Below are 19,367 nucleotides of genomic sequence, written 5' to 3' on the forward strand. Positions count from 1 at the left end.
CCGAGGAGTTCGAAGCTCTCCACTACGCTCAACATCAACCCAGCCAACCCGTCGGAATCAACCGTTGAGGTCTCCATCAAAGTCGGGGCGGTTCACAGTCCCGCACCCAAGATCCAACATCAGATCCCTAGAGCTGAGACTCAATCGGCCGAGAATGCCATCAGTCATCCACCGGATGAACTCCGGACTGTAGGCCCAGTTCTCGTCGTACCTGTCCGCCAGGCGATCGTAGTGAGCCCGCGTGACATCTCTCCGCACGAGACGTTCCCTCCAAGCCGAGGCATCAGGGCAAGACTCAGCATCCGACGGGCGGCAAGGTCAGTCAAGGAACGGCCGATTCCCGTACGAGGTTTAGCCGATGATGCCGGAAATCTTCCCCGTAATTTCAGCCGCTGGCCTCTCGCGGATCAGTTCTCAGATGCGGCGAACCACGCTATCAACCGGCGGCGAGGCAGGGCTTTGTGAGGTCCGCATCCGGACAGCGACGAGCGGCAATTATTCGTGAGTAGCAGATGTCTAATCCTTGTCGCGTATCCCATCCCTAGCCTCTGAGAGCTCCTAGCGCTCAGAGGCTTGCTCGTGTCCCCCCTCCTTAACGGCACTGCGCTGGTGGCGCCCGCCGTTGCCGCTGCGCCCGCTTCAGCCACCGTGGGGCGTGAGAACGCTGCCGCTGCATCCTGCTGCACGAGTCAGCTGATGCGAGATCGGAACTTTTCAAACTGATCGTGACGGATGTGGTCATCCTGGCCCATAAATGCCTTAAAAGCTCCAAGCTTGTACGCTGCAGGCTCGGTGCCGTTGCTGACCTCGATCTGGAAGTCCCGCCCTAGGAGATTGATGCGGCGTTCCAACTCCTTGAGCTCGAGCTCCAACATGGCGGCAAGGTCGGTGGCGGTCATGAAGTCGCCGTGGTTGCGAAGCGCAAGATAGATCGGATCTTGAGGTTCGCGGAAGGTCCGCTCTCTCCGCTGGGTTCTCTTATTGAGCGCGGCGGCGATAGCTTCTCCGAGTACCTTGGCCACAGGCGGAGGGAAAGCGTTTCCAATCTGGCGATAGCTCGAGGTCTTCTTACCCTTGAACTCCCACTTGAAGTGGTCGTCGTCCCAGCCCTGGAGGTGCTTGACCATCTCCACCGTGAGCTTCGGTCCGCGGTCAACGATTATGTCGTCATCTGTATAGGGTGCATGATCTGCCAGTCCGTGGCCATCAACCCACATCTCGCTCCATGCACGCTTTGCACGGGTTGGACCAAGGTCCGCGCCGCCGTGCTTCTTGGATCCGCCCACGATCGTTGGGGCGATGTCATTGGCGCGGTCGCGCCACTCTTCAGCTCTTGCCCAGCCGTTCGCCTTCATGAGGTGGTACAGGGTCTCGCCAACCGTGGAACGCTTGCCTGTGGGCTCAGGCCAGTGAAAGTGCTCAAAGTCGTCAGGAGCCATCGCGATGAGCACGAACCGAGGGCGAAGCTGGGGAACCCCGTAGTCAGACGCGTGGAGGAGCTTCCACTCGGCCGCGTAACCGAACGTCTTGAGCCGGTCCAAGACATGCTGCCGGTAACCTGCGAAGCGCGGCATGCTCAGCCCCCGAACGTTCTCCAGCATGAGGGCTCGAGGGCGGAGGGTGTGGACCTGCTCAACGGCCCAGGCGAATAGATCTCGCTCGTCATTCGCGCCCAGTTGTCGACCTGCGATGGAGAAGGGCGGGCACGGAACCCCTCCAGCGAACAAGTCGATCGGCTGGCCGCCTCGCTTGTCCGGCGTGTAGTTCGCTGGGTCCCACACCTGAGGATCCGCCACATCCCCCGAGGCCACATGCCAGTCAGGACGGTTGTGCTTCAGTGTGTTAACTGCGTTATCGTCCAGCTCGATGGCGAGCTCGTGATCGAAGCCAGCTTTCTCCAGCCCAAGGGACTGGCCGCCGGCTCCAGCACAGATCTCAATGACCCGAAGGTGCTTCTCGGTCACAGGGACCCCTTTCGTAATCTGGATACGGCATGGACCAGTGGGCAGCTGTATCTTCTCGGAGAAGACAGGGAGCCATGAGCCCAACGGAACGATTGTGTCTGACCAGAAGAGACTTCAAGCTAGAGAGCAGGCCCACGAGCGCGGGCTGTACCCGGCGCCGCTCAACGAGGGCCGATCGCGGAACATGCAGGCCAACCGCCGGGCGAACACCAAGCCGGAGGTGGTGCTGCGCAGTGCACTGCACCGGCTGGGGTATCGCTACCGCAAGGATCTTCGCCTTGATCTTGGAAAGCTGAAGGTTCGTCCGGACATCGTCTTCACCGCGCGGAAGGTTGCTGTCTTCGTGGACGGCTGTTTCTGGCATGTCTGCCCCGAGCACGGCCGGCGACCGACGACAAATGAGTGGTACTGGACGCCCAAGCTCCGTCGGAACATGGAACGCGACCAGGCAGTTAACGAGGCGCTGAGATCTGCTGGATGGCGGGTTGTCCGCCTCTGGGAGCACGAAGCGCTGACCGCCGCCGTTGAGGCGGTGATCGCTGCAGTCGATCCCGGTTCCGAACATGCGAGCGACTCTAGCGCTACTGGCTGACAAGTTGCCCAGGTTGGCAAGGTGTATGCGGACAGGATGACGGTAAAGCTTCGTAGAAGCCAAACTGATCATGCTGATACCGGGAACCGGTGCTCGAGCCATGCTTGTACGGCTTCTGCGTCTCCGTACCCATGACGCCGGAGGACATCGACGATGTCGCGGGCACAGATCATGACGATGGGATGCGCATCGCCGCGAACTTCCTTGTAGACCTGGCTGTTGAAGTGGGAGGTTGTCACGAACACACCGAACTGGCGGTGGCGGATTCTGGAGATCAGCCGGGCGACGTCCTCGACGCTCACCGAGTTGCTCGGGGCATAGCACTTAGCTTCGAGAGCGAACTCGACGGCTACCCGATCGCCCTCGGGCCCTAGAAGATACTCGCCAACAGCATCGCGACCGCCATCGCGGCTATGCCGGGTGACCTCACAGGCGCCCGTTGAAGGGGCTAGCATCCGCCAGATCTCGACGGCACAGGCCTCGAAGTCATGGGGACGGCCGGCAAAGTGTCTGTGGATGGCTGCCACCATCAGCTTGCCACCCGCGTCAGGCAGCTGCTCCGCCGTACTCCGAATGACCGTGGTGGACGGCGCGAGGAGCGTTTGGTACGTGCGGGCTTCAACCCACTTACGCCATGGCGGCGGGCAGTTCGGCCCGAGTGGGTCTCCGCTGACGAGATCCATGATCCAGGCTCGCTCGATCTTCGGGACGTCGAGAACCGTGAACCGGGCACGGTAGTTCTGGAAACGAATACCACGGGTCGAACGCCAGATCGCTTGCAGCTCATCGTCGGACGTCAGTGCGGCGCCGCCGGGCGCAAGAAGGCCACGGAAACGGATATCGCGGCCAGCGGGGGCTGCCTTCTCGAACAGGAAGAATGGTGGCACGCTCACTCGAGCGTCGCTGTGGCTCCAGTTGAAGGCATCGCGGAGCAGGAGATTGCCGCGACGCGAAGTCTTGTGGAGTTCTGTGCCCGGGCGACGGTTGTCTCCGTAGAAGGTGAAGAGGCCGGTCTGAGCGTCTAGTTCGTCTGGCCAGTCGGGCTCGGCGCCTGTGGTGAAGAGGACCGCGAATCGGACGCTCTGCCGCGTGGGGGAACCGTTGCAGCGGAAACCGCCCCGGTTGCCGACTCCAGGGAGGAGCCGGGCCAGGGGATCGTCGGACGCGTTGCCTGCGCTGCCGCCCGCAAAGACGGCATCCACCACGAGATCAGCCGTTGCTAGATCAGCAAACGGCACCGTCTGATCTTCATCGCCCACACGGGAAGGTTACTCAATATGCCCGGATTCGCGGTATTAGAGCCCGCTTGCCCGCAACATTGGGTGGCCCGCCGCTCCGCTGGAGAGCTACTCCTGCGCTGAGGGCGATCGCTTGATCTCTGGCAGGGGAGGAGCGGGTTCTACTGGATCATCAGGTCCTGCGACTACCCATCGCTTTCCTTCAAGAAGGATGTACGGCAGGTCGCCATGCTCGGGGCGGCGTTCCGTGAGCCGGACGCTGATGGACTCGCCCGCGCCCGGGACTGGGATCCCCAACTGACGAGCAAGGTCCCTGTGGCTGTCATACTGGCCGAAGATCACGATGCCCTCAGGCTGGAGCCTGGAGCGAGCGCCGCCATTTCCGCGGATCCGCTTCATGTAGTCTTCTTGCTGTGCCACGGTGGCCACAGCCGTCCTGCTGACCAGCCGACCCTGTGCTCTGCGAAAGAGTTCGTCTACGCGTTTGCTCCCATGGCCTTTGCACTTGTGCCCCGCAGGCCCACAGCCGAAGACGGTAGCAACATCATCTTCTGGCATGCGGAGCAGTATATTCTCCGGGAGAGGGGCGTTCTGGAACAGCCAGCGAATGGTCTTCTTACCTTCCTTTGTCAGGCGGCGCTTGAGATCACGGTTTCCCTTGGCTGACGTTAGAAGGTGTGGATGCGCACGAACCAGGCCCGCAGACCATTGGCCAAGCTGATCATTCCCCCAGAGACCTAAGAGTAATTGCCCTACTGCCTCCGGCGGGATCATCCAATCCCCGAGATCCTGGGAGTACTTACAGTCCACCTCGACTCCGACGATCGAGTAGTCCAGTAGGTGACCATCGTCGAAGTCAAACTCCCGCTGCAGGTTGATCTCGACCAGTGTCCCGCAGTGGGTCTTCTCGGTCTTGTGTAACTGCTCCCAGCGGAAGCGGCCGGTGTGCTGACCATCCAGGAGCATGTCGAACGTCCTCCGGATTGACTTTGCGATTCTCGCGCCATCCTCGTCGAGGCCCATGAGGTGGGAGAAGACCGCCTCTAGCTCCGAGTCGTTCACCGGCTGGGTGACGTCGCTGCTGCCGATGATCAACTGCCGCTCCCCAGTGCGATGCCGAGCTGCTTCTTGAGGGCGTCCCGATGCGCGGCGGGAATCTGGCGGTAACGCGCCCAGATCTGCTCGGTTTCCGTTGCGGCCCTTCGATCGGCCACCATCCAGGTCAACAGCTTCGTCTTCTCCCTCCTGGGCAGTTCCTGAATACGGTCCCATACCTGCTCGGCGGAGAGCTGGACTCCCGTCAGGTGCCTGGCGGTCTCGTTGCACCGCGCGCACTCCGTAACAAGATCCTCGAGCTGGGCAGCCGAACCGTGCTTGTGCGGAGTGACATGCCCAAGAGTGAGCCTCGCGTGGCTGCCGGATTCGTCGGGGTATTCCTCGCCGGCGCTAATGCCGCAGCGGACACAGCGATGGTTGTCCCGCTCCATGACCTCGCGGCGAAGCCTGCCGCTGATCGTTCGCAGCCCAACCGAGCGCTGCCCAGGCTCCCAAATGTGGGTACCGACCTTCTCGAGGTACAACTCATCAGGGCCCAGGCTGGCCATGTCGCGGTAGGTCTTGATGACCCAGCCGGCCGGCCGGAGGTCTCGCATCCGCCGGTCCACCTGCTCAATGCCGGGGATCGCCTTCCTCAGCTGCTGCTTGTTGAACCGGTTTCCTTCGCCAACTTCACTGTGTAGCCACAGGGCGACGCGAATCCGAGTTCCCAGTTTGTCGTTCGTCCAGACGACGTCTACCAAGAGGCCCTCGCTCCCGGTCATGGATCCCAATGAGGCCGACTCCTCATCAAGATCCCTCCTTTCGAGACTAGCCTCCGCGGCAGGATCCGGCAAGTTGTCGGCAGATAGTGGCATCGAGCCAGGTAGATCCAGTCATGCCCGCTTTGATTCCATATTTGTCGGTGGCGCCGCTTATCTTCATCTATAGAACGGTTCGATGTCCCTGCAGGCCGCAACCCTCGGATGGGGCCACTGTGATCTTTCGCACCACTGCTCAAGATGTACTCGACCTGTTCAACGTGACCAGCCTCACCGAGGCTGTACTCCAACGATGGCTTGACCACCCCGCCAAGAAGGACACGGTCGTCCCCCAGGTGCTCGCACACCAAACCTCCACCATCTACCGTCTGACTCCTGAAGACGTGGAGCGCGTCTGCATGTCGACTGAGCATGCCCTCGGCGAGGTGAAGCGTGCCACGGCTGAGAGCGTTAAGGCGATCGTTGACTGGCATCCGGACTTCGCTTTCACCCATACTTTCCATCTCGCAGTGGAGTCATTGGAAACGCTGCCCACCTGGCAGCAGTTCCGAGCGTTCGTCCATGACGATTCTCGGGGAAACGAGATGCTGTGGCGTCCCGCTCAGGACAAGATCACCCAGGTATCGTCCGCGCCGGACGGGCCCAGCAGGGCCGTAGCCACAGATTCCATGCGCTGGAGGGTTGGGAACGCCTACTACTCCTTCCTCCGGGAGATCTTCGTGGTTGTGCATCTCCGCAACGCCGGGCTCGACGTACGGATGCACCCGCTCGCGGACGCGCTCTTTCGAGTCGACTTCTGGTGCGGTCGTACGGTGTGTAGCCTGCTTGTGAAGAACGCTAAGTTCCACAAGGACGGTCAGGGGCGCAAGGTTCCAACGAGCGAACTTCTGGCCGGCGCTGTTCCGCCCTTTCACTTCCACCCGATTCAACTGGAGCGGGCGTCCAGGTTCGGAGTGGTGCATCTCCCAAGCCTGGAGCAGGTCCGCGTCGCAGCGAGCCGTTTGCACACGGCCCTCCATGCCTCCGCAGCTTCCTGAGCATGCCATACGCAGAGACTCGTCCGGGGACCATCGCCTGGATACCGGGCGGGCCTGCGGCGCGTGCTCAGATCGCCGCCGAGATCGTCCGTCGGCGTGCCGACAGCCGAACCTTGGTGGGCATGCCCCCGCCGGGTCGGTGAGCCCGTCCAGGCCCGCACCGGCCCACGAGGTGCTCGCGGCGCTATCGCCCGAGCCCTCACGGCTGCTGATGGCCGCCATGACGACCCTGTCGGCTCACCGTACGAGAACACCGCTTATCGGGCCGCGCGCGCCGCGGTGGATGCGCTCCATTGACGCGGCCAGCAGCGCGCTTCCTTCGACCAGGGCGCCGGGATGGAGCCAGCATGAGCCCGAGCACCCACGACAGCTGCGTGCCCGGTGCTCAAGTGCGGTCAGCGCCGGCGGCGGGATGGGGTCGAGAGGACCCGGCGATCATGAGGTTGGTGACGCAGATGACGCAGGCTGTCCGAGGCGATGCGTCATGCCCTGCGAGGGCCATCGGCGGAAGCTCGGTCTGATCGTGATCGTCAAGATGCGGAACGGGCTCGTCTCCACCAGCGCTCTTTCAGCGGAGACAAGCCCGTTCTCTTAGAGATGGGATGAGGGCGGGTGCTTCAGTCGATCATTTTGTGAAGAGTGCTTACGGCCAGCAAACCGATGATCAGGGCTGTTGCCGGCCCCTCCGTCTGGCTCACGGGAGCGGAGATGGCCGTTGCGACAGTAAGGATCAGGAACCAGCGCTGCGGCAGAGGCGGCGGGTTCTTGGGGCGGGGAGTAGGTCGTACCCTGGGCATACGGCGTTTCCTCCTGGCTGCAATGGGGTGGATGCGCCGGATTTGCGGCCCCTGGGCGGTACCCCGGGGGCCGCACTCATTCCGGTGAGTACATGGTGCCCCTCAAGACGTGGCATTGCGACCCGTCCTGCCCGACGTCTTGATCCGCCAGTTGAACATCCCTGAGCATGGACAACTCCCAGTTAGCACTCCTCTATAGACAAGGGGCGGATCAAGGCGTCCAAACCGTTCCGAAAAAACCCTAGAGTTGATCGGAGGACGTTCCTGTAAGGACATCACGTGAGACTGAGGGATCGCGAGAGGCTGGCACAACGACTAGATCGCCTCCTGCGTATGGCGAGGTCGGCGGAGGCCGCCCAGAAGAAGCTGAGGCAGCAGCAGCGGCGGTCGATACAAAGGGTGGCGATTAGATCACGCTTCGTGTACAACGGGACCTTGATTCCACATCGCACGTCTTCCGGTCGTGCACTTCCTCCCAAAGTCGTTCGTCCGCCTGCTGCGCGTCTCGTTTCCCCGAACGGCGTGGCTTTGAGGCTGTATCTAATTGCCCTTTGTGTCGCCCAAGTCGGCTCGGGGGCGGGTGCCCGTCCGAAGAACCGGCTGCCTCTGCGGGAGGGGGGGCCGGGCACCGGATGGATTGATCTCTTTGCCCTGCCGACCTCCAGTGCAGAGACGTCCGCTATGGCAGCCGACAAAAAGTTCCGACGTTTGACGTCTGCCCTAGCTAGCTTGGCGCAGGAGAGAAACCAGCTCGTATACCTGCCTCATGGATACGAGAGATCTGGCAGATACGAGGGATTCCAGCTGCTGGACGAAGGTGGGGTACGATCCACTGGCGACTCGGTGCCGTATGTGGTTCCAAGAGCAGGAGAGACTCAGTTTGGTCTTCCTTACGGCCTCTTCGAGAACGGATGGATACATATTCTGGAAGACGCTGAGCTCCTTTCCCTTCTTTCTCTGGCGCATCATCGCGAGGTGAATCTTCTTTCTGAAGAAACGTGGATCAAAATTGAGAGCGCGGAGCGGTTACATAACTACGGACTGGGACGCGATGCATATCAGTCTCATCAGATTCTCCAGCGGTTTGGCCTGCTAGAAGTCGATGCAGATCCAGACCGGCGCCGTGATGGCACTCTCCCAGTTCGCCCTCGCTATGCCGCCAATGGCCTACTCCATAGGTTTCAAATAGTGGAGGATGGATTCGATGAGCCAGCTGTAGAAGTTGCCGTGGCAGCTCTTCGAAGACTTCTTTCCTGATGAGGTCTGGTCCTTTAATTTCGGGGGTCTCCCTGAGGTTCCCTGAGCATGCCGGCGGGTTCCGCTAGAATAGGAAGGGCGGGCGTTGGAAAACGAACAAGCCCTTCGTTATGTTGCTGACGCTAGCGACATCCAAGCCATGGGCCAACTGGGCATCGCTCTCGGGACAACAGTGTGCCTGCCGACAATTCCATCCATGCAGGTCAAGCCGCTTGTGAGTACTCATGGAGGACGCCGAGGAGCCGGTCTCGTCGGCGGACCTTTCGTGGCGGCATGACTGCACCCACCGCTCCATGATCGAGTTCATCCGCGGCATCCGGATGCCGGTGAGCACCGTCTTGATGCCGGCCTCGGCGAGCACCTCGTCCATGAGGGCAGGGAACTTCCCATCCCGATCGCGGAGCAGAAAGTGCGCCCGACAGCCCGCATCGTTCAGATCCATCATCAGATTCCTGATCGTCTGGATGACCCAGCTGGCGCTCGGGTGTGCGGTGGGCCGAGCACCCGGACACGTCTGGTGGCGTGCTCGATCACCGCCAGAATGTACTGGCGTTGCCCGTTGAGGGTGATGGTCTCGATGAAATCGCAGGCCAGCAGGGCGTCGGCTTGCGAGCGCAGGAAGTCGGCCCACGTGGTGGCCGCCCGATCCGGCGCCGGATCAAGACCGGCCTGCTTGAGGATCTCCCACACCGTGGACGGCGCGACCTTGATGCCGAGCGTGGTGAGTTCACCATGCACCCGCCGATAGCCCCAGCTCGTTCTCCCGAACCAGGCGCAGGATAAGAACGCGGATGGAGCGGACCGTGGGCGGGCGCCCACGTCGCTTCGGCCGGCAGGTACGGGCATGGCGACGTCGCATCAGATCGCGGTGCCAGCGGAGAACCGTGTCCAGACGGATGAGGAGCCGCAGTTGGCGCAGGGCCTTCCAGGGCAGCGAGGTCAGGAGCGCGGCAAGGAAGGCTCGGTCCTCGGGCGCGAATCTCACTCTGGTGTCGGCGCCGAGCTGGCGTTCGAGGACGGTGATCTGGTGACGCAGAGCAAGTATCTCCACGTCCTTGTCCCGATCGCCCATGGGCGGCAACCGCAGCGCGGCGAACGTGTTCGTGACGGTCAGGTAGGCCAGGCGAAGCAGCACAGCGGATCATCCTGCCGTACGCGCTTCCGTCTCCCGGGTGACCAGAGCTCGCGAAGCCCTCGCAGGGTCATGACCTGGGTGGACGTAATTATCGGCAGGCGCAGACCTCATGACGGCAGCCCAGATTATTCGCGAGCTGCCTGCATCGCTGGAGTTGCACGAGCTCGAGCGTCGGATAAGCCTCCTAGGAAGGATTTCCATGTGGAAGTTCGGAACGGCGACAGCGAAACCGCATATAAGCTGGGTTCTTTCAAAGCTTTCCTATGCCAAGTTGACCACGATAGGAACGCCCAGTTTCTCAAGCATAAGGCTCGTATTAGCTGATTAGCCGTCGGCCTCGGCCTCGAAATCGATCTCGTCCAGAGTGCGCAAGAGTCCGTCTCTCTCGCGAGAGGATAGAGCCGGATCGCGCCGGATGTTGTTTGCGACTATAGAGCGGATCATTGCTCTATCGATGCCGAGACCATGCAGGGTGTACACGTCTTCGCCGTTATGCTTTCCTGCGTCAATATCTAGGCCTAGTTCGCGCAACTCTCGCGTGCGTCGTTCGGTATGGACCGAGTCGCCGGTAGCTATGCGAAGGCGCCCTGCTGACACTGGGCTGCCAATGTTCTGATAGAGAATAGCGAATAGGTCCTCATGAATTCGGCTTCCGTAAGGTATCCTGAGGTACTTGCCCGGAATCTTTCCCTCTACTGGTGAAGTAATGAGTGTAGAGAGTTTATCCCTTAGATCATGGAAGGGCGGGCAGCCATCAGAAAGCTGATCCCGCACCAGGGCTTGCATCGACTCAGCGAGGACCCGCTTTACGTTCAAGTATGAATCGAGCAATTCATCTGAAGACTCTCCTGCAGAGAGGCGGGCACGTAGATCATCGACGGCGTGAACGGCTTCCCGATGCATTTTTGATTCTTGAAGCGTCTCTGTTGCGCGGTCAATCTCTTCATATGTCGTTGTGCTGATTTGCGCGTCTAGATAGAGATGGGCTCCTTCAAAGAACTGTGCCGACTTGAGTATCTGGAGATCTGCCTCCGCGCGTGCCCACAATTCGTCTGACAGTGTCGGCCACGGCCGTGCCGGGCGGCCTGGCTCTGCTGGCTCATACCAGTCTTTCTTTTCGTCGGAGGATACGAATATCACGCGCCGCGGCTCGGGGAGTTGCCGGGCGCGGTCAATAATTTCCTCCCAGATTAAGTAATCACCCGCGCGACTTAGGTCCGTGCTTTTGGTGCTGTCGGAAAACCCTGGCGGTATATCATTCGGAAATCTGTATGTAATGGCCTCGATCACCCGGTCGCGGACAACGTCGGGCGGCACTGGCGCGGCGACTTGATCACCATAGAGGCCCGCTACTGTCGGCAGGATATGATCATCTGTATCGATTGATCCCAAGGCGAGATCATGCTTATCCTTCAGATCTTTGACGCGCTGGCGAAGTTCTTGCTTGGCGGCGGCAATGGACGAATCGACGGATTGGGTAGTTATTGAGTCAGAAAGCTCCTGTGCAACCTCATGATTCCATGCGTACTTTGCGTATAGTTGCCCAACCTCATCGCGTGCCGCGATGATGGCCTGCCGTGCAGCAGTGAACCTTTTTTCGATGTCTTTTAGCGCTTCGTTGAGAGTCCTCGTCCGTGCCGCTATTACGCCGTGGCGTCGCCGGACGAATTCTAGTCCCACCTGATGAGGAAGCCATAACCGTGATTGGACGCGTGTTAGCGCGTTTATCACCTCGTCTCTGGCTGCCGTGTGAAGCTCGTAGAGACTCAGGAGAATATTTGTGTCCAAAACAATCAAAGCATGTTCAAAGAATTCGCGGTGGCGTATGTCACCTTCATCGACTTGTGGCGCCTGCAACCAAGACTTGTACTGGTGAAGCAACCGTAGATCCTTGTGCTTGTCCGCCATCAGTCTCTCCCATTGCCGGAGGCTCTCATGGAACCCTTGGGTATGGAGACTACATGGTTGAAGCTGGTTTGTCTGAATGTAGCCATATGGTGCTGAGTGCTCCATAGGGGGACGATTCGCCCATACATTCTATTTTGGGTACATTGAGAGATGGGATGGACGGTATGTCCCGCGAGGTCATGTATGCCTCAATGTCGGTACCGCCAAAGACGCAGCCATCACCGCGTTTTCGTGGCATGACACAGTGGCATGATGCCATCACTGTCCGCTGCATCACTTCCCCTTCCTGGGTGACTGCCAGCGCACCTGCGGGCTCGGCACCAGCGCTCTCACCCGGCGGCACGATAATGGTGCGTCGGGGCTGACTCAATTAGTGTCCCCTCCGTCATCTCTTGGATGTATTAACTGCGAGTGTTGTAACAAAGGGGCCTGCTCAATAAAGAAGCCTCCGGTGTAGTGAGGTGCCGAATCTGCGCCGCGCGGAGGCTTCATGTTCCCGCGCAACGCCTGGCCGAGCGTCCTTGGACGCTGTCTGCTGGGTGGCTGGTCGCACACGTGGCTGCTGATATGGGCATCCCCCGGCTCACCGCCTACAAGGTGGCTGCGCCGCCGGGGCCAGTTCGCCGTGTCTCTCGACATTGTCTGCAGGGCGACCTCCTCCGGCCAGCTGGCCGAAGGAGGGGCGGCTCCCCCTATTCGGGGAGCCGACATCTAGGTACTGCCAGCCATTCGGCATCTTGAACATATCAGCGGTCTTCTGTTGCTGATCATTGCGTTGATCTCGGCCATGACACAGTGGCGATGGAGGCCTCGTGGTACAGGTTCAGCAGCGTGGGACTTGGCGTGCCGGGCTACCTCAGAACTGCTCGTACATCCGAGAGATTGGTGAAGGGAGCCTGTAGCCTCTCCACCCTGCCATTGCGGTAGAAAAGCAAGTCACCGTCGCCCAGCAGGTTTTCTGCTCCGCCTTGGTCGAGGACGGTCATTGAGTCTCGCACGCTCGGCAAGGAAAAGGCGATTCGGGCACTGAGGTTCGCCTTGATGCTCCCGGTGACGACATCGACGCTGGGTCGTTGGGTCGCGAGGACGAGGAAGATCCCATAGGCGCGTGTGAGTTGCGCGTAGCGCTGGATGAGTTCGCTGAACGCCTTGCGGTCGCTCCCGGACAGGACCAGATCGGCGAACTCGTCGACCAAGATGACAAGTTGTGGTAGCTCCTCCAGTGTGCCTCCGGATTCGTAGAATTCGGAGGCAGAACTTACTCCTGCCGCTTCCAGGATGGGCTGGCGGCGGTCGACTTCGCGCTCCAGCGTGGTGCGCAGGATTTCCAGAGCCGTGTCGGGATCGCTGATGATCTGGCCGTTGCGGACGTGAGAGGCCCTCGCGAAGGGCGCAAAGTCCAGCCTCTTGGGGTCTACAATGACGAGTTCCAGCTGGGCTGGCGTGCGAGCACGTAGCAGCTCGACGAGGAGGCCTCTGAGGAATACGGACTTTCCGGATCCGGTGGCGCCGGCGACAAGCAGATGCGGGAGCCGGGAGAGGTCGGCAACTTGCACCGCTCCGCTGGGAGCTACGCCGGCGATGAAGGATAGTGCTCCCGGTTTCGCGGGTCGGTCGAGTTCCACTAGAACTTCGGTTAGTGGGACGGACCGCCGGTTGCGCCTGGGCACGTCGATGGTCACATACCCAGGTTCGTGGCCAACGGAGATTTCGCCGACCGCGGCAACTTCCCTGCTGATGTCCCTGGCTCGTCGCTCAATGTCGGTGATTGAGAGCTTGCCCAATGTGCGTGTTCGGAAGCGGATGACGCTAGGACCGGAGTAGGCCAGAGAGGTGTCGAACGGCTCGACGGCCAGGCCGTATTTGGCGAAGGCACTGTCCAGGCGGCGCGCGCTGGAGACAACCTCTTCTTGCTGCTCCTGGGAGGACTGCCGATCCTGTGGGGGTGCAGGCATCTGGCCAGGAGCGGTGGCTGGGAGGTACTGCAGGTCAGGGGCAGCGGATTCGGGCGAGGCCGGATCGAAGCCGTCAAGGCCGGCAGCCGCGAGACGGGGCGGTCCCATGGGAGGGGCGGGGTCAAGACGCTGCCAGGTTTCGGGCGCGTCGATCGGGTCCGCATGCAGGGCACTCCGGACGGCCTGGCTGCCGATGCTAACGATGTCTACTGGTCCGTCGGCACCGTTGAGCTGGGCCAGCGACAGATTGCCGGGTGCGTTCCTCTCAACGGAGACGACCAGCCCCCGGCGGTAGGCGCCGTTGCGCCAGTGACCGAAGCCGAGCTCATAGTCTCCTTCCGCGATTCTGTGGAGGAGGGGTTCGGCATCATCCGGGCTTGAGTCGGCGAGTCGGAACGCGGTGTTGCGCGCTACGGCGGAGCGGATTAGTTCGGCGAGTTCGCATCCTCTGAGGTCTTTGAGCGGGCCAGGGTCCTGGTACCTGCCGGCAAGCCACCCTATGCTCTCCTCCACCTGGGCAGCTGCGGCGCTGTAGTCTGGCGCCTCGCTCCAGAACTTGATCTCTGTGACGACCATCTGGACCAGGGGAGGCTCGGTGCCTCGGGGGAGGACGGACACCAGCAGGAGGTCATCGCACATCGCGTCACGGTTTTTGCGGGACGCGGCGAGTCGGCGCGGTATGCCGGCTTGAGGGAATGATGGGATAAGTTCTTCAAGTGAGACGACAGCCCGCAGACCGGGCGTGTGGTCCAGCACCTTTTCTACCGTCTGCGCGTATCGAATGGCGCATGCGGTCCCAGCGCGTTCGAGGACCTTGTTCTGAGGGCGCTGAACGATCTGCAGGGCCCACCTGCCAGAAACGCTTTCCAACAGGGACATCAAAGAGCGAGTTTGCTCCTCGTTGGGGGCTGCGATGCCGTCCAGTGCCTTATTGAGCGCGGCGACGTAGGGGCTCAGGTATTCGGTGCCAGTGATGCCGTCGTAGCCGTAGGTGCCTGGGTCGGCTCCTTCTTCGTACTCCAGGAGCGTGCGCCTCGCCTCTCCTGAGTGGGTGAAGGCCTCTAGCCCAATGAGGCGGTCCAGATGGACGACCCAGGCGGACTTCCTGTACCACTCGGATAGGTCTTTGTCCGAGGTGCGTACGGTGACCATGCGTGTCTGCCCGGGGACGAGGTTTTCGCCGCCTTGCCCCCCGACGAGCTCCAGGCACCGATACTGGATGGCTTCGAGGTCGGAGGCTCCGATTCCGGGTTTCGGCGCGAAGACGCCGGTGGCGAAGACGGGGTCGGCTTCCGGGACAACGATGCGGCCAGGCGAGCTGGCCAGGGCACGGGCGTGGGTCGTTCCTGCGCGGTGGTGCAGGCTGACTGGCCGGACCTTGCGCTCGCCAGGGCTGCGGAAGAGGAAGGTCAAGTGAGAAAAGTCCTCTTCGTTGTCTTCGCTGTCCACAGTGTGGTGGCGGATGACTGAGCGGGTGCACACCAGGCGGTCAAGCGGGTCTGAGCCTGCGGAGGCCACCAGAGCGCCGACGGAGTGGCGGGTGTCCTCGTCTCCCCCTGCCAGCACTACCTGGAGTCTGGGGCGGGTGTAGGCCTCGCCCGTCAGATCCTTGCGGTAGAACTCTCGCAGTGCTTCCAGGGCCGGTTCGGCGCCTGGGTCTGCGAAGGTGACGGCCACGGTGGTGTTGGGAGTGTTAAGCCCTGGGTGGACGTCGAGAAAGAAGGCGATACGGCCAGCGATAAAGGTGCTGTTGCGCTCCAACGCGCCTGGGATGCTGTCGTCCAGGGGGCGATATCGCCTCCAGAGGAAGGCTGTGCCGCTTGGGGCGGCCTCGTGCCAGCCGCTGTCCGCCTTGAGCAGAGGAAGCAGGTATTGGGGTGAGAAGGCCTTGATATCGGCTCTGTCGAGTGCTCCTTCCTCGCCTGCAGCGAGCGCACTGAAGCGTTCGGCCAATGAGGCGTAGTAGGCGACGCTGAGGGGGTTAGTCGGAGCAATGAGCAAGTCGGGGACGCCGGCGATCTCTACCGTGTCGATCAACAGTATCTGCTCATATTCCGTGCGGGAAACCCCGGTGTTGGGCAATGCCTCAAGGAGGGCCCGGTATGCCGTGGTATAGGCGCGAATCTGGGGGAGGCGGGGGTCGAGGGCGAAGACGCTGCCAACAGAGGCGGCAAGCTCGAAGAAGACGCGCCTAGCCTCGGTGAACACCTGCATCTCCATCTTCCATCCAGGTTCTGGCAGCGGGAGAGACTGGTGGACCTCGAGGCCCTGATCGTAGATGCGGTATGAGGCCCCGCGGGGGTGCTGAAGTATCAGCCGTTCGGGGAGGAGCAGGTTGGTCTTGCCTAGCCGGGGGCGCACTTCCAGGCGCTGGGCGCCGTATCTGGCAGTGATGACCGACTCCTGGGAAGAATTGTCGCTAACGGGGATAGATGCGTTGGCCGGCCAGTCGGTCTCACGGAAGGCCAGCATGGCGTGGGCGAGAGTGGGCTGCTGGCTGTTGGCGGCTGGCGGCTCGCCGCGGCCGCGCGGTTGCGGGTTCAGCAGCGGATCTTGCTCCTGTCCGGCAGTATCGGAGTCGGCTTCATCGGTCTCGTCGTCAGCAAGAGGGGGGCCGGAATCATCGACGGGATCCTCAGTGCTCGACGGTTCATCCTCCTCGGCACCGTCTTCTTCGGCTCCGCGGGGCAGGACCGGGACCGGTCCGACGGGGCTGTCGTGCCACATGCCGCTGACAAGCTCGAGGCCATTGCTGTCTGCGGCTGCTTCCGAATCGGCGAGCTGTGCCAAGCCGAGTTCCTTGCCGCTGCCATCCCAGATGCCGATCTGCGGCTGGTCGGTACAAATGAATCCGCCAGCGTCCGGGTCGATCTCCAGGGCCCGCTCGAATCCAGCAAAGTCGCTGCTGCTGAAGAACGCAGCGAGGTGGACCGGCTGTGCGCCGCCGCCGAGGGAGACTAGTTCCACAGTGCCGAACAGCCATGGGTTCGCCGCCAGCGGGGCGATGCTGGCCACTGCCTTTCGGCCGCTGACTGTAAGGCGGGAATAGCTGTCGTGCTGCCAGCGGATGCGGACCTGCTCGCCAGGCGCCAATGGGCGGGTGAGGTTGAGCTGGAGTTCGCCCCCATCTGCTGGGAGCCATATGGCGAGGCTGCGCCTACCCTGCAGAGCGATACGAGGCCCGGTTACGGGGTGGACAGCGTCGAGGCCCAGAAGCGCCCCTCCATCGCCGGGCCCGAGGTCATCGAGGGTGAAGTTGCTGTAGTCCAGGCCGCGCAGACCGTGCGCCAGGATGACCTTGCCGGCGCCTTCAGTGGAGATCTGCTTGGAGGCAAGCTTACGCGCGAGGTCTACCGAGGGGGAGGCGACCCAATCGTCCAGGTCACGTCGCCAGTCGGCGCACTTAGCCAAGCGCCGAGCAGCGGGGCGTGCATCGGCGATGTAACAGCCGAGGTCCGGCAGGGCCAGTCCGATCTCCCGGTCAGGCCGGTCTCCATAGGCCGCAACCCAGGTCTGCAGCCGCTCAGCCTCCCGCCAGGTGGTTTGGACATTCTGCCGACACCGCTTGAGGTAGTCATCCACCACGGCTCGGACGAGTGCAGGCAACGAGAGGGTGGCCGAGACGGCTGCCTGCTCTGCGAGGACATGCCATGCCAATTCGCCAAGCTCTGCAGCATCCTCGGTGGTAGACAGGACGGTCTCTGGCGGCTGCCGGTCCAAGATGAGCAGAGTCCTCGGCTCAGAAGCACCAGCGAGGAAGTGGGTGCGCAGCGCGGCTGCGAAGCCGTCTCCTCCAGAGTTGGACGTCGAGGTTGCTGCCGAGGGGTCGACGAGATAGGGAATGAGCAGTGCACCGTCAGCGAAGCGGATAGCGCCTATGGTGCATGGCGCCCCGATCGGGCCCTCCGGGTAAACCGTCGCCTTGGTCGTTGTTGCGCGCAGGAGGGCGGGCATTAGGTCGGCCGGTTCCATGCCATGTAGGCCGCGCAGAAGTAGACGACGGCCTGCCCATTGCGGCTTGGCCAGGGCCCCTTGGAGTGCTTGGACAGCCAGTGCGGCGAAGCGGTGCCGGGCTGTGGCATCAGATGATTTGGCGAACATACAGTGCCTCCCCGGCATCGCTGTAGCGTTCAAGCAGTCCCAGCCGACTCAGAGCCTGAGCAAGGTGCTCTTCTTCTGCGCTGCTCTGTGGGGCCAGCCCGTACGCGCACAGTGCGGGCAAGAATTCCTTGCGGAAGGCCAGCTGGTTCCGGTGTGAACTGGTGAGGATGAGCTTGACGAGGAGGAAGATGACCTGTTCGTCAAGTTCAAAGAAGCGGACACGTCCGCGATTCCGCTTGAGTTCGCCGCCGAATCCGCCGACGAGGCTGTTCACAATGTCGCGTCCCCGCTGCTTCAGGGCGTTGCCGCGGCTACGGAAGGAGGCGAGCACCGCCTCACGTAGCGCGTACCCTCCGGCGCCAGGCTCGTTCATACCAGGGTCCTGCTTACCGCTAGGCAGGGTTGCTGCCGAGGCGGCGCACAGGAGGTCGGTCAATACTGCACCGACCGGATCTGCGGCCAGGGCCTGCGCGCACGCATAGGGATCGGGTATGGGGCCGCAAGCGACGCCGCTAGCCTGCGCTGCCTCGTGGAGCAGGTTCGCCGAGACCATGCTGGGCGTCAAGGCCAGGAGGTGCTGCTCGTCCAAGTTCCACCAAGAGCGGGCGCAGGGGTCCGATGCGCTGACCGGCCGGTCGCCTGCGCTGCCGACTTGGAAGAGAATTCGCCCATAGAAGTTGGGACGGTCGGGCAACTCCTGCCCGTCCAGAACTTGCGCTGCGGAGCGCAGGCCCTCACCTAGCCGGTAGGCGAGCCGGTAGTAATACAAAGCTATGTGGAGGCTGAAGACCACGATGAGGGCATGCGCCTTGTCGTGCCGGGGCAGGTCGAGACCCACGATGGTCCGCAGGTCGCGGCGGATGCGGTCCAGCCCCTCCTGATCAAAGGCCCCCTGGGCAAAGTTCTTTCTCAGATCGGCGCCGAACTGTTGCACCAGGCGTTCTGCGTCTGCTGCAACAGGCGCCTCCAGGTCGGCAGCGATGCGTGCGGCGGTCAGGAATGCCCGATCCAGGGGGTTGAGGTCGTCGTCGCTACTGAGGAAACCGATGATCTCCCGAGGAAGTGCGAGGTCAAAGCCTTCACCATCCCAGCATAGGAATAGCAGCAGGCTGCCTCGGAAGGATTTGTAGCGGCCCTGATACGTGAAGCCGCCGGGCAGGTCGCTATGGAAGGGAGCCAAGAACGGCCGCGTGCCGCCCGAGGCGGTGCTCGGGTGGATCCAGTATTGCTTCTCCGCAACGTCTGCGAGGACCTGTCTGTGGTTCGAGTCGGCGGGGAGTAGATCGGCGAGCTTTTCCTGGAGTACGGAGTCACTGATTCGGGAGCCCGGCTGCCCCACCATGTCCTGGAGGATGTTGTAGAGCGTCTTCTCGCGTACATCACCCCGCGCGCGCGAAGGCAGGGCGCCAGGGATGCTGGCGCGGCTGTCGAGGCCGGCGCTGTCGGCGGGTAGTTCGAACTGGGCCGTGCGGCCGCAATATGTGGCGTTCACGGTCCGGCCGTTTACATGCGCTGTCGCGCCCCTTACCACAGCTGCTGCTGAAACGGCCTCGGCCAATCCTGGGG

At 62.0% G+C, this 19,367-nt stretch carries 13 protein-coding genes; 3 read left to right on the forward strand and 10 right to left on the reverse strand.

Annotated elements, in window-relative coordinates; all coding sequences use genetic code 11:
- Positions 1–689: 689 nt before the first annotated feature.
- Positions 690–1,964 (reverse strand): DNA cytosine methyltransferase, encoded by a 1,275-nt coding sequence (locus tag ACIBK9_RS51310; protein WP_397166683.1) that lies wholly within the window; start codon positions 1,962–1,964, stop codon positions 690–692.
- Between the two features lie 94 nt (positions 1,965–2,058).
- Between ACIBK9_RS51310 and ACIBK9_RS51315 the strand changes: the two genes are divergently transcribed.
- Positions 2,059–2,556: a very short patch repair endonuclease gene (locus ACIBK9_RS51315; protein ID WP_397166684.1), complete on the forward strand. Its 498-nt coding sequence runs from the start codon at positions 2,059–2,061 to the stop codon at positions 2,554–2,556.
- 68 nt (positions 2,557–2,624) lie between these two features.
- On the opposite strand, the gene ACIBK9_RS51320 is transcribed toward ACIBK9_RS51315, so the two are convergent.
- The 3 genes from ACIBK9_RS51320 to ACIBK9_RS51330 all read right to left on the reverse strand — a co-directional run bounded on the left by ACIBK9_RS51320 (position 2,625) and on the right by ACIBK9_RS51330 (position 5,614).
- On the reverse strand, positions 2,625–3,815 hold the full coding sequence (locus ACIBK9_RS51320) for a restriction endonuclease (protein ID WP_397166686.1): 1,191 nt from the start codon (positions 3,813–3,815) through the stop codon (positions 2,625–2,627).
- An 87-nt stretch (positions 3,816–3,902) separates the two neighbouring features.
- Positions 3,903–4,889 carry a NaeI family type II restriction endonuclease gene (locus tag ACIBK9_RS51325; protein WP_397166688.1) on the reverse strand — a complete coding sequence of 329 codons (987 nt, stop codon included), beginning with the start codon at positions 4,887–4,889 and terminating at the stop codon, positions 3,903–3,905.
- Positions 4,886–5,614: an HNH endonuclease gene (locus ACIBK9_RS51330; protein ID WP_397166690.1), complete on the reverse strand. Its 729-nt coding sequence runs from the start codon at positions 5,612–5,614 to the stop codon at positions 4,886–4,888. The genes ACIBK9_RS51325 and ACIBK9_RS51330 overlap by 4 nt, the downstream gene beginning before the upstream one ends.
- A 212-nt stretch (positions 5,615–5,826) precedes the next feature.
- Here ACIBK9_RS51330 and ACIBK9_RS51335 point away from each other — a divergent pair, with 212 nt between their 5' ends.
- Positions 5,827–6,648 (forward strand): hypothetical protein, encoded by an 822-nt coding sequence (locus ACIBK9_RS51335; protein WP_397166691.1) that lies wholly within the window; start codon positions 5,827–5,829, stop codon positions 6,646–6,648.
- Positions 6,649–8,174: 1,526 nt separating this feature from the next.
- Entirely contained in the window at positions 8,175–8,702 is a 528-nt protein-coding gene (locus ACIBK9_RS51340; RefSeq protein ID WP_397166692.1) for a hypothetical protein, read from the forward strand.
- Between the two features lie 64 nt (positions 8,703–8,766).
- Here the strand turns inward: ACIBK9_RS51340 and ACIBK9_RS51345 are convergent, their stop codons facing one another.
- The 6 genes from ACIBK9_RS51345 to ACIBK9_RS51370 all read right to left on the reverse strand — a co-directional run bounded on the left by ACIBK9_RS51345 (position 8,767) and on the right by ACIBK9_RS51370 (position 19,293).
- Complete coding sequence (locus tag ACIBK9_RS51345; protein WP_397166694.1) at positions 8,767–9,072, reverse strand: hypothetical protein; 306 nt, start codon at positions 9,070–9,072, stop codon at positions 8,767–8,769.
- Between the two features lie 74 nt (positions 9,073–9,146).
- Positions 9,147–9,440 carry a hypothetical protein gene (locus ACIBK9_RS51350; RefSeq protein ID WP_397166696.1) on the reverse strand — a complete coding sequence of 98 codons (294 nt, stop codon included), beginning with the start codon at positions 9,438–9,440 and terminating at the stop codon, positions 9,147–9,149.
- The gene (locus tag ACIBK9_RS51355) at positions 9,430–9,837 is read right to left on the reverse strand and encodes a hypothetical protein (RefSeq protein WP_397166698.1); all 408 of its coding nucleotides are present in this window, start codon (positions 9,835–9,837) and stop codon (positions 9,430–9,432) included. The genes ACIBK9_RS51350 and ACIBK9_RS51355 overlap by 11 nt, the downstream gene beginning before the upstream one ends.
- A gap of 324 nt (positions 9,838–10,161) precedes the next feature.
- Positions 10,162–11,745 carry a PIN-like domain-containing protein gene (locus tag ACIBK9_RS51360; protein ID WP_397166699.1) on the reverse strand — a complete coding sequence of 528 codons (1,584 nt, stop codon included), beginning with the start codon at positions 11,743–11,745 and terminating at the stop codon, positions 10,162–10,164.
- 851 nt (positions 11,746–12,596) lie between these two features.
- The gene (locus tag ACIBK9_RS51365) at positions 12,597–17,672 is read right to left on the reverse strand and encodes an FtsK/SpoIIIE domain-containing protein (protein ID WP_397166701.1); all 5,076 of its coding nucleotides are present in this window, start codon (positions 17,670–17,672) and stop codon (positions 12,597–12,599) included.
- Between the two features lie 109 nt (positions 17,673–17,781).
- The gene (locus tag ACIBK9_RS51370) at positions 17,782–19,293 is read right to left on the reverse strand and encodes a hypothetical protein (protein WP_397166703.1); all 1,512 of its coding nucleotides are present in this window, start codon (positions 19,291–19,293) and stop codon (positions 17,782–17,784) included.
- Between the last annotated feature and the right edge of the window lie 74 nt (positions 19,294–19,367).

The organism is Nonomuraea sp. NPDC050227, assembly GCF_044459705.1.
Classification (GTDB): Bacteria; Actinomycetota; Actinomycetes; order Streptosporangiales; family Streptosporangiaceae; genus Nonomuraea.

Coding starts and splice junctions, on each gene's coding strand:
- ACIBK9_RS51330 (WP_397166690.1), bottom strand. CDS start 5,614: ATGACCGGGAGCGAGGGCCTCTTGGTAGACGTCGTCTGGACGAACGAC.
- ACIBK9_RS51345 (WP_397166694.1), bottom strand. CDS start 9,072: ATGGACGAGGTGCTCGCCGAGGCCGGCATCAAGACGGTGCTCACCGGC.
- ACIBK9_RS51360 (WP_397166699.1), bottom strand. CDS start 11,745: ATGGCGGACAAGCACAAGGATCTACGGTTGCTTCACCAGTACAAGTCT.
- ACIBK9_RS51365 (WP_397166701.1), bottom strand. CDS start 17,672: ATGGAACCGGCCGACCTAATGCCCGCCCTCCTGCGCGCAACAACGACC.